The sequence below is a fragment of the Leifsonia sp. McL0627 genome, assembly GCF_058244615.1.
Window position 1 is genome coordinate 123,309 of record NZ_JBZCGM010000003.1, and the last position, 18,261, is coordinate 141,569.

Genomic DNA, 18,261 nt, shown 5'->3' on the forward strand with positions numbered 1-18,261 from the left:
TTCTGCCGTTACGATTGAATATCCGCAGGCGCTGGTGGCGGCGGACATCTCCCATCTCCGCTACGAATAAGGGGTGAAATGGATCAGTCGGATCCGTTCGGTTTCATCGGTTTGACCTACGACGACGTGATGCTGCTTCCCGGGTACACGGACGTCATCCCGAGTGAGGTCGACACCTCCTCGCGGCTCACCAAGCGCATCTCGGTGTCCGCTCCGCTCCTGTCGAGCGCCATGGACACCGTCACCGAGTCCCGCATGGCTGTCGCCATGGCGCGGCAGGGCGGCATCGGCATCCTGCACCGCAACCTCTCGATCGAAGACCAGGCGGCGCACGTCGACAAGGTCAAGCGGTCAGAGTCCGGCATGATCACCAACCCCGTCACCACGACCCCTGATGCCACCGTCGAGGAAGTGGACGCGCTGTGCGGCCAGTTCCGCGTCAGCGGCCTCCCGGTGGTCGAGGGCGACGGCAGGCTCGTCGGCATCATCACCAACCGCGACATGCGCTTCGTGTCGCCGTTCGAGCGCACGACGACCTACGTGCGCGACGTCATGACGAAGATGCCGCTCATCACGGCCCCGGTCGGCATCGACCCGGACTCCGCGGTCGCGATCTTCGCCCAGCACAAGATCGAGAAGCTTCCGCTGGTCGACGCCGACGGTCGCCTGCGCGGGCTCATCACGGTCAAGGACTTCGACAAGAGCGAGAAGTACCCGAACGCCACCAAGGACGACGAGGGCCGGCTGCGCGTCGGTGCGGCCATCGGCTTCTTCGGCGACGGCTGGGAGCGCGCGATGACCCTGATCGACGCCGGTGTCGACGTGATCGTCGTCGACACGGCCAACGGCGAGAGCCGAGGCGTCCTCGACATCATCAGCAGGCTCAAGAACGAGCCGCGCGCCAAGCACGTCGACGTGATCGGCGGCCAGGCGGCCACACGCTCCGGTGCCCAGGCGCTGATCGACGCGGGCGCTGACGCGATCAAGGTCGGCGTCGGTCCCGGCTCCATCTGCACCACGCGCGTCGTCGCCGGTGTCGGCGTTCCCCAGGTGACCGCCGTCTACGAGTCGTCGCTCGCCGCCCGCCCGGCCGGTGTCCCGCTGATCGCCGACGGAGGCCTACAGTATTCGGGCGACATCGCGAAGGCGCTCGTCGCCGGTGCGGACACCGTCATGCTCGGTTCTCTGCTCGCCGGAACGGCCGAGTCGCCCGGAGACCTCGTCTTCGTCAACGGCAAGCAGTTCAAGAACTACCGCGGCATGGGGTCGCTCGGCGCGATGCAGACCCGCGGCAAGAAGACCTCGTACTCGCGCGACCGCTACTTCCAGGCGGACGTCCCGAGCGACGAGCAGCTGATCGCCGAGGGCATCGAGGGCCAGGTGCCGTACCGCGGCCCGCTCTCGGCCGTGGCGTACCAGCTCCTCGGTGGTCTGCGCCAGTCGATGTTCTACGTCGGCGCCCGCACCATTCCCGAGCTCAAGGAGCGCGGCAAGTTCGTCCGCATCACGCCGGCCGGGCTCAAGGAGTCGCACCCGCACGACATCCAGATGGTCGTAGAGTCGCCCAACTACACGCGCTGAGTTCCACTCAGGCACGCGAGATGCCAGTAACTGCGCCGAAAACAGCTCGATTCGGCACAGTTACTGGCATCTCGCGTTTCAGCGCGCCTGCTGGATGCGCGTGATCGCCTCCCGCAGCACCTCGGGCGAGCAGGCGAAGTTGAGCCGCACGTGCCCGGCGCCCTGGCGCCCGAAGTCGGTTCCAGGGTTGAGCGCGACCCTGGCGCGCTCCAGCGCGACAGTGCTCGGGTCGTCTCCCCAGCCGAGCCCGCTCAGGTCCACCCAGGCGAGGTAGCTCGCGTGCGGTTCGCGGTAGCGCGCCTCCGGCAGCTGCTCTGTCAGCAGGGTGGTCAGCAGAGACCGGTTCGCCTGGATCGAGACCAGCGCCTCCGCCAGCCACTCGCGGCTGTCGCGGTAGGCGGCCTCGGTGGCGATTCTGCCGAAGTGACTCGTCCGCACCTCGACCTCCACCGGCAGCGACCGGATGCGGTCGGTCATCCGGTCGTCGGCCGTCACGAACAGCGCGCACTTGAGTCCGGCGAGGTTCCAGGCTTTGCTGGCCGCGTGGGCGGCGATGCCGTGGCTCCGCGCCTCCTGCGACACCGACAGGAACGGCGTGAACGTCGCGTCGGTGTGCGTCAGCGGAGCGTGCACCTCGTCGCTCACCACGATCGCGTCATAGCGTGCGGCGATGGCGGCCAGGGCCGCCAACTGCTCCGGTGGATGCACGAGGCCGAGCGGGTTGTGCGGGTTGCAGAGCAGGAACGCCCTGGCGCCACCGGCGAACGCGCGCTCGATGCCGTCGAGGTCGAGCGACCAGCCGTCCGACTCCGACGACAGCAGCGGAACCTCCTCGAGCACCCCTCCCGCCTCCGGGATGAACTCGAAGAACGGCGGATACACCGGCGGCGTGATGACCACGCGTTCGCCCGGCCGGATCGCCAGGCGCAGCGCCTCGACGATCACCACACTCACGTCCGTGGTGGTCAGCGTGCGGGCGGCCTCGACCTCCCACCCCCAGGAGTCTGCGGCGAAACCGGCGAACGCGCGCTTCACCGCGTCGTCCGGACCGATGTACCCCGTGTCGGAGCGCGCGACGGCCGCGTGCAGGGCATCCGCGATCGGTTCGGCGAGGGGATAGTCCATCTCGGCCACGAACAGCGGGAGCACATCGTCCGGATACGCGCGCCACTTCTCGCTGGTGCGCGTCCTGAGCTGGGAGAGCGGGGAGGCTTCGACAGTCATGAGACCACTCTGCCAGCCCCTCGCCATAGACTGAACGGGTGAGTATGGAGATTGAGATCGGGCGCGCCAAGCGCGCTCGCCGCGTTTACGCCTTTGATGACATCGCTGTGGTTCCGAGCCGTCGCACCCGCGACCCCGAGGATGTGTCGGTGTCCTGGTCGATTGACGCGTACCAGTTCTCCATCCCGTTCCTCGCTGCCCCCATGGACTCGGTGGTCTCGCCGACGACCGCGATCATGATGGGACAGCTCGGCGGCCTCGGCGTCCTCGACCTCGAAGGTCTCTGGACGCGCTACGAAGACCCGGAGCCCCTGCTCGCCGAGATCCGCAACCTCCCGGCCGCGAACGCCACGGCCAGGATGCAGGAGATCTACGCGGAGCCGATCAAGCCGGAGCTCGTCACCGCCCGTCTCGCTGAGATCCGCGAGGGCGGCGTCACCGTCGCCGGTGCTCTCTCGCCGCAGCGCACTCAGGAGCTCTACGAAACCGTCGTCGCGGCCGGCGTCGACCTGTTCGTGATCCGCGGCACCACCGTGTCGGCCGAGCATGTCTCCAAGAGCGTCGAACCGCTCAACCTCAAGAAGTTCATCTACGAGCTGGATGTCCCCGTCATCGTCGGAGGCGCGGCCACGTACACCGCGGCCCTGCACCTGATGCGCACCGGCGCGGCCGGCGTGCTCGTCGGGTTCGGCGGAGGCGCAGCGTCGACCACCCGCTCCACCCTGGGCATCCACGCGCCGATGGCCACGGCCGTCGCCGACGTCGCCGGCGCTCGCCGCGACTACATGGACGAGTCCGGCGGACGCTACGTGCACGTCATCGCCGACGGCGGCCTCGGCAGCTCTGGCGACATCGTCAAGGCCATCGCGTGCGGCGCAGACGCCGTGATGCTCGGCTCGACGCTCGCCCGCGCGACCGACGCCCCGGGCGGCGGCTGGCACTGGGGTGCTGAGGCGCACCACTCGCAGCTTCCGCGCGGCAACCGCGTCGCTGTCGGCCAGGTCGCCCCGCTCGAGGAGATCCTGTACGGACCGGCCCCGGTCGCCGAGGGCACTGCGAATCTGGTGGGAGCCCTGCGACGCTCGATGGCAACCACGGGATACTCGGACTTGAAGGAGTTCCAGCGCGTCGAGGTCGTCGTCGCACCGTATCAAGCGCAGTAACGTTCGGCCGATGGCGGCCGAGACAGGGAGAAAACGATGGTCACACAAGGATCGACGTCCAACCCCGCCGTGACGTATCCGTCACGGCTCGGCCCGGCAGAGCGAGCTGATGCGATCGCGGCGCTCAAAGACACGGAACTCGACATCCTCGTGGTCGGCGGCGGCATCGTCGGCACCGGCAGTGCAGTGGATGCGGTCACCCGCGGTCTCAGCGTCGGTCTCGTCGAAGCGCGCGACTTCGCATCGGGGACGTCGAGCAGGTCGTCGAAGCTGGTGCACGGCGGCATCCGGTATCTGGAGCAGCTCGACTTCCGGCTGGTGCGCGAGGCCCTGATCGAGCGTGGTCTTCTGCTCCAGCGCATCGCGCCGCACCTGGTGAAGCCGGTGCGGTTCCTGTACCCGCTGAAGAAGCGCGTCGTGGAGCGCGCGTACGTCGGCGCCGGCATGATGCTCTACGACATCTTCTCCTACACCGGACTGCGTCCCCCGGGCGTCCCGCACCACCGCCACCTGTCCAAGCGGCAGGTGCAGCGGGCCATCCCGAGCCTCGCGAGCGACGCGCTCGTCGGCGGCATCACGTACTACGACGCGCAGGTGGACGACGCACGCTACGTCGCCAACCTCGCCCGCACCGCGGCGCACTACGGCGCCCACGTCGCCACCCGCGTGCGGGTCGAGGGCTTCGTCAAAGTGGGGGAGCGCGTGGTCGGCGTGCAGGCGCACGACCTGGAGACCGACGAGCGGTTCGAGATCCGCGCCAAGCAGGTCGTGAACGCGACCGGCGTGTGGACGGACGACACCCAGGCGATGGTGGGGGAGCGCGGCCAGTTCAAGGTGCGCGCGTCCAAGGGCATCCACCTGGTGGTGCCGCGCGACAGGTTCCAGTCCAAGATGGGCCTGCTGCTGCGCACCGAGAAGAGCGTGCTGTTCGTGATCCCGTGGGGTCGCCACTGGCTGATCGGCACGACAGACACCGACTGGCACCTCGACAAGGCGCACCCGGCGGCCACCGCGGCCGACATCGACTATCTGCTCGCGCACGTGAACGCCGTGCTCGGCATCCCGTTGACCAGGGAAGACGTGGAGGGCGTTTACGCCGGTCTGCGCCCGCTGCTGGCCGGGGAGTCCGACCAGACCTCCAAGCTGTCCCGCGAACACCTCGTTGCGCACTCCGTGCCCGGCCTCGTCGTGATCGCCGGAGGCAAGTGGACCACCTACCGCATCATGGCGAAGGACGCGATCGATGCGGCAGTGGATGCACTCGACGGCCGCATCCCGAAGAGCGCGACGATGGACATCGCCCTCGTCGGAGCGGAGGGCTACCAGGCGGCCTGGAACAGGCGTGCGCGCATCGCGGCCGACAGCGGCCTGCACGTCGCTCGCATCGAACACCTGCTGAACCGTTACGGAACGATGGCGGAGGACATCCTCGATCTGGTGCGCGACGACGCCGAGCTCGGCAACCCGCTGCCCGGCGCCGACGACTACATCGGCGCAGAGGTGGTCTACGCGGCCACGCACGAGGGTGCCCTGCACCTGGAGGACGTGCTGGCCAGGCGCACCCGCATCTCGATCGAGGCGTGGGACCGCGGCGTGTCAGCGGCTCCCGTCGCTGCGCGTCTCCTGGCCGGCGTGCTCGGCTGGGACACGGCGCGCGAGGAGCGCGAGGTGCGCACCTATCTCGAACGGGTCGCTGCGGAGCGTTCGAGTCAGTTGCAGCCGGATGACGAGTCGGCCGACCGCATCCGGTTGGAGGCGCCGGACATCGTCGATGTCGACGCCGCAGCGCTGAAGGCCGAGAAGGCGCCGAAGACGGCGAAATAGGGCCTGTACACCATTCAGCCCGGAGCCACCTTCAGGTGGCTCCGGTATTCTTGGTGCACCTGCCCCCAAAACAATTGGAGACGGAACATGGTTGACGTTCGACGGGTCAAGTTGCCCGGGGTCGGGGTGCTGCACACCTTCGTCACAGACGATGGCGGGAAGGTCGGCGTGATCGCCCACCGTTCCGGGCACAGCGACCTCATCACCTTCTCCGACCACGAAGACGGCGCGGATGTGACGAAGGTGTCGCTGCGCCTGAACGACGACGAGGCCCACACGCTCGCCGAGTTGCTGGGCGGCACGCAGATCACCGAATCACTCACCGCGCTCGACCAGATCCCCGGTCTCAGCATCGACTGGTTCAGTGTCGATTACGAAGACCACATCGCCGGGCAGCAGCTCGGCAGCCCGGCCGACCGCGGCATCGCGGGACTGACCGTCGTCGCCGTCGTGCGCGGCGACTCCGCCAACCCGGCGCCCGCACCCGACTTCAAGGTGTTCCCCGGCGACACGCTCGTCGTCGCAGGATCACCGGAGAAGGTCGCCAAAGCGTTCGCCTTCTTCCGCTCCGGTGAGCTGCCCGTGCGCGCCACCGCCGACGCACCGCCTGGGGGGTAACCATGCATCTCGGCGAAGACCTCATCATTCTCGGCGTCCTCCTGCTCGTGGCATACGTGCTCGGGCGTCTCGGCAAGCTGGTGGGTCTCCCCGCGATACCCATCTACATGATCGTGGGGCTGCTGGCCAGCCCGCACACCGGCTGGTTCCCGCTCAACCTCGAGTCGAACTACATCGAGCTGATCGCGATCTTCGGCCTGATCCTGCTGCTGTTCAATCTGGGGCTGGAGTTCGACCAGGACGAGTTCTTCGGCAACTTCGGCAAGCTGATCATCTCCGGCGGTTCGTACATCGTCGTCAACATGGGCGTCGGCCTCATCTTCGGCTTCATGGTCGGCTGGGGCACCCGCGAGGCGCTGATCATCGCCGGGATGACGGCCACCTCGTCCAGCGCGATCGTCACCAAACTGCTCATCGAGCTGAAGCGCCTGGCGAACACCGAGACCCCGATGATCCTCGGCGTCACGGTCGTCGAAGACATCTTCATCGCGATCTACCTCGCGATCGTCTCGGTCGTGCTGAGCGGAGAGACCGACTTCTGGCCGATCGTCGCCAAACTCGGGATCGCGTTCACCTTCCTCGTGGTGATGTTCACGATCGCGCGCTGGGGCGGCCGCTACGTCTCCAAGCTGTTCCACACCAAGGACGACGAGCTCTTCACCATCCTGTTCTTCGGCTTCGCCGTGCTGTTCGCCGGGATCGGCGAAGTCCTCGGCGTGACCGATGCGATCGGCGCCTTCCTGATCGGGCTCGTGCTCGGCGCGACGAAGTACCGCAACAAGATCGAGCACATCGCCATCCCGTTGCGTGACGTGTTCGCGGCGTTCTTCTTCCTCAACTTCGGTCTGGCGCTGAACGCCGCCCAATTCCCGTCCGTCGTCGTCCCTGTACTGCTCGCGGTGCTCCTGACGATCGTCCTGAACATCTTCGCAGGGCAGTTCGTCGCCTGGATCAACGGGATGGGCGTGCAGGCCGGCATCAACACCACGGTCATCCTGCAGAACCGCGGCGAGTTCGCGCTGATCCTCGCCACCCTGTCGCTGAGTGCCGGTCTGGATGAACGCATCCAGCCGTTCGCCGGTCTGTACGTGCTCATCATGGCGGTCATCGGGCCGATCCTCGCAGCAAACTCCGAGAAGATCGGTGGGATGATTCTCCGGACCGGCAAACGTCCGAAGAAGCGTGCCAAACCCAAACGCGATCCGATGCTCGACGAGGAGATCGCGCTGGTGGAGGCGGCGACAGCCGACCTCGACCCGGAGGCGCGCTCGGACGACACCCGGGAGGCCATCGACCGCGTCGTCGATCAGGCCATGCAGCAAGACAGCAGCGACCGAAAGCGGGACTGAGCCATTAGCACGACCACCGGCAGTGGAGAGACCACGCTGTTCAAGATGATGCTGCGCCCGCGATGGATCGGCGCGCTCCTCTTCGCTCTCCTCCTGGCCGGTGGCTTCGCCTGGCTGGGTCAGTGGCAGCTGTCACGCGCCATCGACGCAGGGACGGTCGTCGACACCCCGAGTGAGACGGTCCTGCCGCTCGCGAAGGTCGCCGCACCGAACGGCCCCATCGCGGACACGGCCACCGGGCAGCTCGTCACACTGACCGGCTCGTTCGTCCCCGGCGACTACCAGCTGCTGCAGGGACGCCTGAACCACGGAACGGCCGGCTGGTGGGTCGTCGGTCATGTGACCGTCCCCGGCTCCGGCGATGGCGCGAAGCCGGTGGCGCTCGCGGTCGCGCGTGGCTGGGCGGCCGATGAGGCGACGGCGAAGTCCGTGGTGTCGCGTCTCGCCGATGAGCCCGCCGCGCAGCAGGAGATCGTCGGCCGCCTGGTTCCGACGGAGGCACCGGAGGTCCCGGCGGACAAGAAGCACCCGACGGTGATGACCACGATGTCGGTCGCGGCCCTGTACAACCTCTGGTCGGGCGTCGACGGCGTCGACGTGTACTCGGCCTATGTCGTGGCGGGGACGCCGCCGGCCGGGCTGGCGAAGATCGACTCGCCCCCGCCCATCCAGGAGCGCACGCTCAACTGGCTCAACATCTTCTATGCGGCGGAGTGGATCATCTTCGCCGGTTTCGCAATCTTCCTCTGGTATCGCCTGGTGAAGGACGCGAAGGAGAAGGAAGACGAACTGCGCGAGCTCGACGCCGAAACGGCGGCGGTTCTCGGGAAAGTAGAATAGACCCATGCCCCTCGCTCCCAAACTCGCGGATTTCCCGAAGATCCGCGGGGCGCTCCGGTTCTACCAGGTGTTCGCGTACATCACCGGCATCATGCTGCTGCTGCTCTGCGTCGAGATGGTCATCAAATACGGCATGGGCTACCAGCTGTTCGCGTTCGGCAACCACGGCGTCTTCGCCCTGGTCCCGGTGAACGACCCTGTGACGCCGACCGGTGTCGACTTGAGCACGGGCATCCTGATCGCACACGGCTGGCTGTACGTCGTGTACCTGTTCTCCGACTTCCGCCTGTGGAGCCTGATGCGGTGGAACTTCACCCGGTTCGTCGCGATCGCCCTCGGTGGCGTCGTGCCGTTCCTCTCATTCTTCGTCGAAGCACGCATCACCAAGCAGGTGAAGTCTTATCTGGCCGGCCGTGAGGCCGAGGAAGCGACCCTCGTGGAGGCATCAAATTAGCACCGACCCAGCATTCGCCGACCTGCTCGGAGGGGCCGACTCGGCCAACCCGTCCGGCCCTGTCCTCGTCGTCGACTTCGGTGCGCAGTACGCGCAGCTGATCGCGCGCAGGGTCCGCGAGGCCAACGTCTACTCGGAGATCGTGCCGCACACCGTGACGGCGGCGGAGGTCGCGGCCAAGCGGCCGTCCGGCATCGTCCTCTCCGGTGGCCCCTCCAGCGTCTACGAAGAGGGTGCGCCGCGGCTCGACGAGGCGATCTTCGACCTCGGCGTCCCCGTGCTCGGCATCTGCTACGGCTTCCAGGTCATGGCCACGGCGCTCGGCGGCGAGGTCGCGCACACCGGTCAGCGCGAGTACGGCTCGACGGCCGTGCGCATCAGCGAGGCGGGCGTCCTGCTCGACGGCCAGCCGGAGGAGCAGACCGCCTGGATGAGCCACGGCGACTCCGTCGCCCGCGCACCGGAGGGCTTCGATGTCCTCGCCTCCACCGACTCCACCCCCGTTGCCGCCTTCGCTAATGACGAGCGCAAGCTTTACGGCGTGCAGTGGCACCCCGAGGTGAAGCACTCCACCTTCGGTCAGGCCGTGCTGGAGAACTTCCTGCACCGCGCCGCGGGCATCCCGGCCGACTGGAACAGCGGCAACGTCATCGCCGACCAGGTCGCCGCCATTCGCGCGCAGGTCGGCTCCGGCCGCGTGATCTGCGGGCTGTCCGGCGGCGTCGACTCCGCCGTCGCCGCAGCCATCGTGCACAAAGCCGTCGGCGACCAGCTGGTGTGCGTGTTCGTCGACCACGGCCTGCTCCGCAAGGACGAGCGTCGCCAGGTCGAGGAGGACTACGTCACGGCCACCGGCGTTCGCCTGATCACCATCGACGCCGAAGACCAGTTCCTGGAGGCGCTGGCCGGTGTCAGCGACCCGGAGACCAAGCGCAAGATCATCGGCCGCGAGTTCATCCGCACCTTCGAGCAGGCGCAGGCCGACCTGATCGCCGAGGCGGCCAGCGAGGGCGACCCGATCCGCTTCCTGGTGCAGGGCACCCTGTACCCGGACGTCGTCGAGTCCGGTGGAGGCTCCGGCACGGCCAACATCAAGAGCCACCACAACGTCGGCGGTCTTCCGGAAGACCTGCAGTTCGAGCTGGTCGAGCCGCTGCGCACCCTCTTCAAAGACGAGGTGCGCGCCATCGGCCGCGAGCTGGGGCTGCCCGAGGTCATCGTCGGCCGCCAGCCGTTCCCCGGACCCGGCCTCGGCATCCGGATCGTCGGCGATGTCACGCGCGAGCGTCTCGACCTCCTCCGCGACGCCGACGCGATCGTGCGCGCCGAGCTGACCGCCGCCGGCCTCGACAACGAGATCTGGCAGTGCCCGGTCGTGCTCCTCGCGGACGTGCGCTCGGTCGGCGTCCAGGGCGACGGCCGCACCTACGGTCACCCGATCGTCCTGCGCCCCGTCTCCAGCGAAGACGCGATGACGGCCGACTGGACCAGGCTGCCGTACGACGTGCTCGCGAAGATCTCGAACCGCATCACCAACGAGGTGAACGGCGTCAACCGCGTCGTGCTCGACGTCACGTCGAAGCCGCCGGGAACCATCGAATGGGAGTAGGCGGAACGGCTCGGCCGCCGCCTGAAAAGGGCCGGGACGCGAACGCGTCCCGGCCCTTAAACGCATGGTAAATACCGTGAGGTACGAAAAGCGCTGCGATGTGTGGGAAAATGTCCACTGCAGTTGTGCCCACCGATGCTGCTACCCGATGAAAGCGAGTCCGCACCACCGATGTCCGTGAAGAACTGGCTCTGGAGCACTCACGTCCAAGACGAGACGAGAGCGCGCGGTGAGTCGATCTTCCTCCGCTTCGGCGTCCAATACTTCACGGATGCGTTCGCCTGGGTCATCGCCATCGTCGCGGCCGTCGTGTTCCGCTACGACTTCGTGCTTTCCCGGGTCCATTGGGCACCCGTGCTGTTCCTCTGCCTGGTCGTCGTCATCCTCCAACTGCTGCTCGGCTGGACCTTCGGCGTGTATCGGGGTCGCTTCACCTATGGGAGTTTCGAGGAGGCGCGCGCGGTCGCGTACACGGTGGTGACGATCGCCCTCTTCTCCTCCGTGCCTGTGGTGATCTTCTCCGGTGTGATCGGCGTCCCGCGCAGTGCCATGCTCATCGCCGGCTTCATCGCATACGGGCTGATGGGGGCGGTGCGCTACCTCAAGCGCATGTACGTGACCCAGCGGATGCGACCGGACAACGCTCAGCCTGTCCTGCTCCTCGGTGCCGGCTTCATGGGAAGTCTCATGGTGCGTAGGATGCTCACCGATCGCGAGTCCGAGTTCATCCCGGTCGGCTTCCTCGACGACGACAGGAGCAAGCGCAACCTGCACCTGATGGGCGTGCCGGTGCTCGGCCGGTTCAAAGACATCGTCAAGGTCGCGAACGCGACCGGGGCGACCGCCCTCATCGTGTGCGTCGCGCGTGCGGACTCCAACCTGCTCCAGCGGGTGACCACGATCGCAGACTCCGTCGGGCTCAAGGTCAAGGTCCTCCCGGAGCTCGACGACGTGAACGACGGCCGCACCACCCTCAAAGACGTGCGCGACCTGTCGATCGAAGACCTCATCGGGCGGCACCCGGTCGACACCGACGTCGCATCCATCGCCGACTACCTCTCGAACAAGCGCATCCTGGTGACGGGCGCAGGCGGTTCCATCGGCTCCGAACTGTCCCGCCAGATCGCCAAGTTCGGCCCGGCGGAGCTGATGATGCTCGACCGCGACAAGACAGGGCTCCAGCAGACGCAGCTCCAGATCTCCGGTCACGGACTGCTCGACTCGACAGACGTCATCCTCGCCGACATCCGCGACGCGGATGCCCTCACCCGGATCTTCCAGGCGCGTCGTCCGGAGGTCGTGTTCCACGCCGCAGCGCTCAAGCACCTGCCGATGCTGGAGCAGTACCCGGATGAGGCCTGGAAGACCAACGTCCTCGGCACCCTCAACGTGCTTCGGGCCGCGATGGCGATCGACGTGGAGACCTTCGTCAACATCTCCACCGACAAGGCGGCCAACCCCACGAGCATCCTCGGCCACTCCAAGCGGGCGGCGGAACGATTGACAGCCTGGGCAGGCAAGGAGGCCGGCCACAGCTACCTGTCGGTCCGCTTCGGCAACGTGCTCGGCAGCAGGGGCTCGCTCCTTCCGACGTTCCAGGCGCTGATCTCGGCGGACAAGCCGCTCACGGTCACGCACCCGGATGCGACCCGCTACTTCATGACCATTCCAGAGGCCTGCCAGCTCGTGATGCAGGCGGGTGCGATTGGCTCGCCCGGAGAGGTGCTGATCCTCGACATGGGCAAGCCGGTGCGCATCCTGGACATCGCCAGGCGCATGATCGCGCAGTCGGGCAAAAGCCTCGAGATCATCTACACGGGCCTGCGCGACGGCGAGAAGCTGCACGAAGAGCTGACCGGCGCCGGAGAGAAGGGGTCGCACCGCACCCACGCGCTCATCTCGCACGCGCGTGTCCTCCCCATCGACCCCGCCAGGCTCGACCGCTCGGAGTGGCAGCGTCGCTGGGATGCCGACGAAGCGGAGACGACCGTCGTCGGAATCGAACGCGGAAGCATCGAACGCGGAAGCGTCGAGGGAGTGAAGCGGTGAGTTCCAAGATCTACATGTCTTCGCCCGACGTCGGAGACCTCGAGCAGGAGTACGTCCTCAACGCGATGCGCTCCGGCTGGATCGCTCCGCTCGGGCCGGATGTCGACGGCTTCGAGCGCGAGATCGCCGAGCGCGTCGGCGTCGCGCACGCCGTCGCCCTGTCGTCGGGTACCGCAGCTCTCCACCTCGCCCTCCTCGGGCTGGGCGTCGGGGCAGGCGACACGGTCGTCACGGCGACGATGACGTTCGCGGCGACCGCCAACGCCATCGCGTACACCGGAGCAGCACCGTTCTTCGTCGACGCCGACCCCGTGACCGGCAACATCTCTCCCGTGCTGCTGGAGCAGGCGCTCGCGCAGCTCGCCGCGGAGGGCCGGAAGGTCGCCGCCATCATCCCCGTCGACCTCCTCGGCCGCTCGGCCGACTACGACGCGATCCTTCCTCTGGCGGAGCGCTACGGCATCCCCGTCCTAGCCGACGCCGCCGAGTCGCTCGGCGCGAGCTACCACGGAAGGCCGGCCGGTTCGTTCGGCGTCGCGGCCGCCCTCTCCTTCAACGGCAACAAGATCCTCACGACCTCCGGCGGCGGAATGCTGCTGACCGACGACGAGGCGCTCTCCTCCCGCGCACGCTATCTGGCGACCCAGGCGCGCCAGCCCGTCGTGCACTACGAGCACGTCGACGTCGGATACAACTACCGGATGAGCAACCTGCTCGCCGCTCTCGGGCGCGCCCAGCTGTCCCGTCTCGACGGGATGATCGCCCGCCGTGCCGCGGTCCGTGAGCTCTACCGCGGGCTGTTCGCGACGGTGCCGGGCGTCTCGATCTTCCAGGGCGAGGGAGACGAGGCAGACAACAAGTGGCTGACGTCCATCCTGGTCGAGCCCGCCGAGGCAGGCTGGACGGCGGAGGCGCTGCGCGAGTGGCTGAACGCCGACCAGATCGAGAGTCGTCCGCTCTGGAAGCCGATGCACCTGCAACCCGCGTTCGCGGACGCAGGCGCGATCGTCGACGGAAGCGCGGAGCACCTGTTCGAGGTCGGCATCACCCTCCCGAGCGGCTCCGTCCTCGACGGCGAGCAGCTCCGTCGCGTGCAGGAACGCATCGAAGACCTTCCTCGGAGCCCATTCGTGAGCAGGCGAGGGTATGACGGCGGCAAACGGGCGCTGGATGCTGTCGCATCCGGCGTCATGCTCGTCGTGCTCTCGCCGGTCATCGGTGTGGTCGCGGTGCTCGTCGCCGTCAAGCTCGGTCGTCCCGTCATCTTCACGCAGCCGCGGCCCGGCCGCGACGGCAAGGTCTTCACTCTCCGCAAGTTCCGGAGCATGAAGTCCGTCGACGTCGAGGCGGACTCGTGACCGACGAGGATCGGCTCACCCGGTTCGGGAAGACGCTCCGCGCCTCCAGCCTGGACGAGCTGCCGAGCCTCGTGAACGTGCTGCGCGGCGACATGAGCTTCGTTGGTCCGCGCCCGCTGCTCGTCTCCTACCTGGAGCGCTACACGCCCAGACAGGCGAGGAGGCACGAAGTGCGGCCGGGCATCACCGGCCTGGCGCAGTCGAGCGGTCGCAACGACGTGCCGTGGGACCGCAGGCTGGAGCTCGACGTCGAGTACGTCGACACCCGCAGCTTCCGGCTGGATGCGCTGATCCTGCTCCGCACGGTCCGTTCCGTGTTCGTCCGCGAAGGCATCTCGCACGACGGCCACGCCACCATGCCCGAGTTCGGCGCGGCGGAGCCGTCGGGAGGCGGCGCGTGACCGTTCCGCTCGTCGTCGTCGGCGGCGGCGGGTTCGGGCGGGAGGCGCTGGACGTCGCGGAGGCCGTGAACGCTGCGACGCCGGGAACCTTCGACATCCTGGGTGTGCTCGACGACCGCGCAGACGAGGTCGTCTCCGATCGGCTGCGTGCACGCGCGGTTCCGCTGCTCGGCCCGATCGGCGCCTGGCTCGCATCCGGAGCCTCTGCGCAGTACGTCGTCGCCATCGGCGACCCGGCGGTCAGGGCGCGCATCGACGCCAGGCTGAGCGCTGCCGGGCTCGAACCGGCGACGCTCATCCACCCCGCCGCTGTCGTCGGCTCCGTCCCGCAGCTCGGCGCTGGGGCCGTGATCTGCTCCGGCGTGCAGGTGTCCACCAACGTCCGGCTTGGTAGGGGAGTCCACCTGAACCCCGGCGCCATCGTCGGTCACGACGCGGTGCTCGAGGATTTCGTCTCCGTGAACCCCGGCGCCATCGTCTCCGGCGAGGTCCGTGTCGGTGCGTCCACCCTGATCGGAGCAGGTAGCGTTGTGCTGCAGGGCCTCCGCGTCGGAGCGGGCAGCGTCGTCGGCGCTGCGGCCTGCGTCACCAGAGATGTCCCAGACGGCAGCACCGTGATCGGTGTTCCCGCACGCGAATATTCGAAAGTCCCATGAAACTTCTGATCACAGGAGGAGCCGGGTTCATCGGCTCCAACCTCGCACGCTACGTCACCTCGCACGTCCCCGGCGCGGAGGTCCGCGTCATCGACGACCTCAGCACCGGTCGGCTGGACAACCTGGACGGCGTCGATGTGCGCTTCATCGAGGCGTCGATCCTCGACGAAGGCGCCATGAACGACGCCGTCGCCGGTGTCGACTCCGTCGTGCACCTCGCCGCGCTCGGCAGCGTCCCGCGCTCGGTCGCAGCGCCGCTGCCGTCGCACCACGCGAACGCGACGGGCACCCTGCACGTCCTCGAAGCCGCGCGTCTCGCCGGTGTCGAGCACGTGGTCGTCGCGTCGTCGAGCTCGGTGTACGGGAGCAACACCAAGCTGCCGAAGTCGGAGTTCGACTGGACCCGCCCGATGAGCCCGTACGCCGTCACCAAGCACGCGACAGAGGGCTACACGATCGCGTACAACTACTCGTACGGGATGCGCACCCTCGCGTTCCGCTTCTTCAACGTCTTCGGCCCCTACCAGGCCGCAGACCACGTCTACGCGGCCGTCATCCCCAAGTTCCTCGACGCCGCACTGAACGGACAGCCGCTGAGCGTGCACGGCGACGGCCTGCAGTCCCGCGACTTCACCTATGTCGAGACGGTCTGCGCCGCCCTGCTGGACGCCGTCCAGCGCAAGGTCAGCTCCCTCGACCCCGTCAACCTCGCGTTCGGCACCAGCACCCCGCTGCTGCGCGTCATCGAGCTGATGAACGAGCACCTGGGCATCGAGGCCGAGGTCGAGCACGTCGAGCCCCGCGTCGGCGACGTGCGAGCCTCCCAGGCGGACGGCATCCGCATCAGGGAACTGTTCCCGGATGTGACGCCGACGGACTTCGAGACGGCGCTCGGTCAGACCATCGACTGGTACCGCGAGCGGCACACGGGCCGATGACCGCCCGCGCGCCGCGCATCGTCCTGGGTGTGACGGTCGACCTGTCTCTGCGGCTGATGGCCGGCTTCCCGCAGTTCCTCGCCGAACGCGGCTGGGACGTGCACGTCGTCTGCTCACCCGGTGCGCGACTGGAGGCGCTGGATGGCGTCCCCGGGGTGACCGTCCACGCGCTCACGATGGCGCGCGAGCCGTCGCCCTTCTCGGACCTGCGCTCGCTCCTCGCCTGGGTGCGGCTGCTGCGCAGACTGCGCCCCGACGTCATCTCCGTCGGCACGCCCAAGGCGGGGCTGCTCGGCGGGATCGCCGGCCGCCTGACGCGCGTCCCTGGCCGGGTCTACTTGCTCCGCGGTCTGCGGCTGGAGACCTCGACGGGGCTGAGCAGGCGCATCTTCACCGCGCTCGAACGCCTCTCGATCCGGTCGGCCACGAAGACCCTCGTCGTCAGCAGGAGCCTCGCATCCCGAGCGGTGGAGTTGAAGCTGGGCGCCCCTGACCGGTTCACCGTCCTCGGCGACGGGAGCTCCAACGGCATCGACGTCGACGCTTTCGAGCGCTCCCTGCCGACGGCAGAGAAACTCGCCGCGCTGCGCGCCGAACTCGCCCTGTCGAGCGCGATTCCCGTGGTCGGCTTCGTCGGACGGCTCACGGAAGACAAGGGGCTCCTCGTCCTCCGAGCAGCGGTGGACCGTCTCGCCGCGGACGGCACGACGTTCCAGCTCCTCGTCGTCGGGGGAGCGGAGGGCGATGCGTCCGCCTCCGAGCAGATCGGGTCGTCGAGCGAGATCACGACGGTGGCCACCGGCTTCGTGAACGACCCGGAGAAGTACTATCCGCTGATGGATGTGCTCTGCCTGCCGACGCTGCGGGAAGGCTTCCCGAACGTGGTCCTGGAAGCCGCGGCGGCCAGCGTGCCCACGGTGACCACCACCGCGACCGGCGCCGTCGACTCCGTCGTGGACGGCGAGACGGGCGTGATCGTGCCGGTGGGGGATGCCGAGGCGCTGGCGGATGGACTCCACCGTCTGATCGCCGACCCTGAGCTGCGGCAGCGTTACGGGGCGGCGGCGAAGGTTCGGGCGCGCGAGCGGTTCGACCGCTCGGTGGTGTGGGAGTCGCAGGAGCGCTTCTACCGCGCGCTCGCGATCCGTCCGTAGAGGTCGAGGTATGCCCGTGCAGTGTCCGAGGCGCGGAAGCGCTCGGCGTTCTGCGCTGCTCCGTCGGACAGCACAGCGTACACGTCTGCGCTCCGGGTGACCTCGCTGATCGCCTGGCGGATGCCGTCGACGCCATCGTCCTGGGCGAACAGGATGCCGGACTCGCCGTCGATCACCGAGTCGCGGAAGCCGTCGACGTCCGGGCCGACGACGGGAAGACCCATCGCCATCGCCTCGGCAGCGACCAAGGAGAACCCTTCGAAGCGGGACGTCGAGATCAACAGGTCGTGCTCATCCATGAGCCGGCCGACGTCATCCGACTGTCCGGCGAGGGAGACGCGGTCGGCCACACCCAGCTCCGCGATGAGCTGTTCGAGAACCGCCCGTTGCTCGCCTTCGCCGACGATCGTCAACAATGCGCCAGGGATGCCCGCGACAGCGGAGATGGCGTCGGAGAAGTTCTTGCGCGCATCCAGATTGCCGACGGCGATGAGCCTGACGTTCGCGCCGAGGGTGCGTGCCCTGCGCCGATCGAAGAACGTGTCGGAGATCCCGTTGGCGACGACCGGGATCTCGCGCTCTATGCCAAGCCGTCCGAGGTAGGTGCCCAGGGTGTCTTTGACGCCGGCGCTGATCGCGACGATGCTTGCGTATCTGCGGTAGAAGAAGCGATCGGCGAGGCGGAACAGCCGGGAGCCTCGCCTCCTGTTCCAGGTGGAGTGCTCGGTGTACAGCAACGGTAGGCGGCGACCGGCGAGCGGAACGAAGTACAGGGCAGGGAACAGATGGACATGGGCGACGTCAGCAGACCGCAGGTGGGTTCGGAGCCCGAAGACGGAGCGCGGGTCGTACGGGGAGCTGCCGAGTGCGACCACCTGGAGGCCCCGTCGACGTGCCGCATCGAGGGGGATGCCCTCGGACCGGCCGATCGTCAGGATCGTGACATCGTGCCCAGCGGCGTGCATGGTTGCGGAGAGGTCGACGACGAGCGTCTCTGCGCCGCCGGTCGCGAGCGAATTGATGACGTGGACGATGCGCACCGA

The 18,261-nt window shown here is 68.0% G+C and carries 16 protein-coding genes; 14 read left to right on the forward strand and 2 right to left on the reverse strand.

Translation table 11 applies throughout. From position 1 onward, the window contains the following. The first annotated feature begins 78 nt into the window (after positions 1 to 78). Positions 79 to 1,581 carry an IMP dehydrogenase gene (gene guaB / locus AC37TH_RS08830; protein ID WP_490763989.1) on the forward strand — a complete coding sequence of 501 codons (1,503 nt, stop codon included), beginning with the start codon at positions 79 to 81 and terminating at the stop codon, positions 1,579 to 1,581. 78 nt (positions 1,582 to 1,659) lie between these two features. On the opposite strand, the gene AC37TH_RS08835 is transcribed toward guaB, so the two are convergent. Continuing rightward, positions 1,660 to 2,805, reverse strand: a complete 1,146-nt coding sequence (locus AC37TH_RS08835) for a MalY/PatB family protein (protein ID WP_490763990.1) — start codon at positions 2,803 to 2,805, stop codon at positions 1,660 to 1,662. A gap of 44 nt (positions 2,806 to 2,849) precedes the next feature. Here AC37TH_RS08835 and AC37TH_RS08840 point away from each other — a divergent pair, with 44 nt between their 5' ends. The 13 genes from AC37TH_RS08840 to AC37TH_RS08900 all read left to right on the forward strand — a co-directional run bounded on the left by AC37TH_RS08840 (position 2,850) and on the right by AC37TH_RS08900 (position 17,218). Next, entirely contained in the window at positions 2,850 to 3,968 is a 1,119-nt protein-coding gene (locus AC37TH_RS08840) for a GuaB3 family IMP dehydrogenase-related protein (RefSeq protein WP_490765090.1), read from the forward strand. 36 nt (positions 3,969 to 4,004) lie between these two features. Further along, positions 4,005 to 5,792 carry a glycerol-3-phosphate dehydrogenase/oxidase gene (locus AC37TH_RS08845; RefSeq protein WP_490763991.1) on the forward strand — a complete coding sequence of 596 codons (1,788 nt, stop codon included), beginning with the start codon at positions 4,005 to 4,007 and terminating at the stop codon, positions 5,790 to 5,792. An 87-nt stretch (positions 5,793 to 5,879) separates the two neighbouring features. Continuing rightward, the gene (locus tag AC37TH_RS08850) at positions 5,880 to 6,410 is read left to right on the forward strand and encodes a cation:proton antiporter regulatory subunit (protein WP_490763992.1); all 531 of its coding nucleotides are present in this window, start codon (positions 5,880 to 5,882) and stop codon (positions 6,408 to 6,410) included. 2 nt (positions 6,411 to 6,412) lie between these two features. After that, entirely contained in the window at positions 6,413 to 7,759 is a 1,347-nt protein-coding gene (locus AC37TH_RS08855; protein WP_490763993.1) for a cation:proton antiporter, read from the forward strand. A 45-nt stretch (positions 7,760 to 7,804) separates the two neighbouring features. Continuing rightward, the gene (locus tag AC37TH_RS08860) at positions 7,805 to 8,599 is read left to right on the forward strand and encodes an SURF1 family protein (protein WP_490763994.1); all 795 of its coding nucleotides are present in this window, start codon (positions 7,805 to 7,807) and stop codon (positions 8,597 to 8,599) included. 4 nt (positions 8,600 to 8,603) lie between these two features. Beyond that, positions 8,604 to 9,053: a DUF3817 domain-containing protein gene (locus AC37TH_RS08865; protein WP_490763995.1), complete on the forward strand. Its 450-nt coding sequence runs from the start codon at positions 8,604 to 8,606 to the stop codon at positions 9,051 to 9,053. A 22-nt stretch (positions 9,054 to 9,075) separates the two neighbouring features. Next, on the forward strand, positions 9,076 to 10,662 hold the full coding sequence (gene guaA / locus AC37TH_RS08870; protein WP_490765091.1) for a glutamine-hydrolyzing GMP synthase: 1,587 nt from the start codon (positions 9,076 to 9,078) through the stop codon (positions 10,660 to 10,662). A 171-nt stretch (positions 10,663 to 10,833) separates the two neighbouring features. Continuing rightward, complete coding sequence (locus tag AC37TH_RS08875; protein ID WP_490763996.1) at positions 10,834 to 12,711, forward strand: polysaccharide biosynthesis protein; 1,878 nt, start codon at positions 10,834 to 10,836, stop codon at positions 12,709 to 12,711. After that, a complete protein-coding gene (locus tag AC37TH_RS08880; protein ID WP_490763997.1) occupies positions 12,708 to 14,069 on the forward strand; it encodes an aminotransferase class I/II-fold pyridoxal phosphate-dependent enzyme in 1,362 nt (453 codons plus the stop codon). The genes AC37TH_RS08875 and AC37TH_RS08880 overlap by 4 nt, the downstream gene beginning before the upstream one ends. Continuing rightward, a complete protein-coding gene (locus AC37TH_RS08885) occupies positions 14,066 to 14,470 on the forward strand; it encodes a sugar transferase (RefSeq protein WP_490763998.1) in 405 nt (134 codons plus the stop codon). Before AC37TH_RS08880 ends, AC37TH_RS08885 begins: the two co-directional genes overlap by 4 nt. Then, on the forward strand, positions 14,467 to 15,126 hold the full coding sequence (locus AC37TH_RS08890; protein ID WP_490763999.1) for a NeuD/PglB/VioB family sugar acetyltransferase: 660 nt from the start codon (positions 14,467 to 14,469) through the stop codon (positions 15,124 to 15,126). The genes AC37TH_RS08885 and AC37TH_RS08890 overlap by 4 nt, the downstream gene beginning before the upstream one ends. After that, positions 15,123 to 16,064: an NAD-dependent epimerase/dehydratase family protein gene (locus AC37TH_RS08895; protein ID WP_490764000.1), complete on the forward strand. Its 942-nt coding sequence runs from the start codon at positions 15,123 to 15,125 to the stop codon at positions 16,062 to 16,064. The genes AC37TH_RS08890 and AC37TH_RS08895 overlap by 4 nt, the downstream gene beginning before the upstream one ends. Then, on the forward strand, positions 16,061 to 17,218 hold the full coding sequence (locus AC37TH_RS08900) for a glycosyltransferase family 4 protein (protein ID WP_490764001.1): 1,158 nt from the start codon (positions 16,061 to 16,063) through the stop codon (positions 17,216 to 17,218). The genes AC37TH_RS08895 and AC37TH_RS08900 overlap by 4 nt, the downstream gene beginning before the upstream one ends. On the opposite strand, the gene AC37TH_RS08905 is transcribed toward AC37TH_RS08900, so the two are convergent. Then, positions 17,191 to 18,258, reverse strand: coding sequence for a glycosyltransferase (locus AC37TH_RS08905; RefSeq protein ID WP_490764002.1), 1,068 nt, complete (start codon positions 18,256 to 18,258; stop codon positions 17,191 to 17,193). The genes AC37TH_RS08900 and AC37TH_RS08905 overlap by 28 nt on opposite strands. Positions 18,259 to 18,261: the final 3 nt, after the last annotated feature.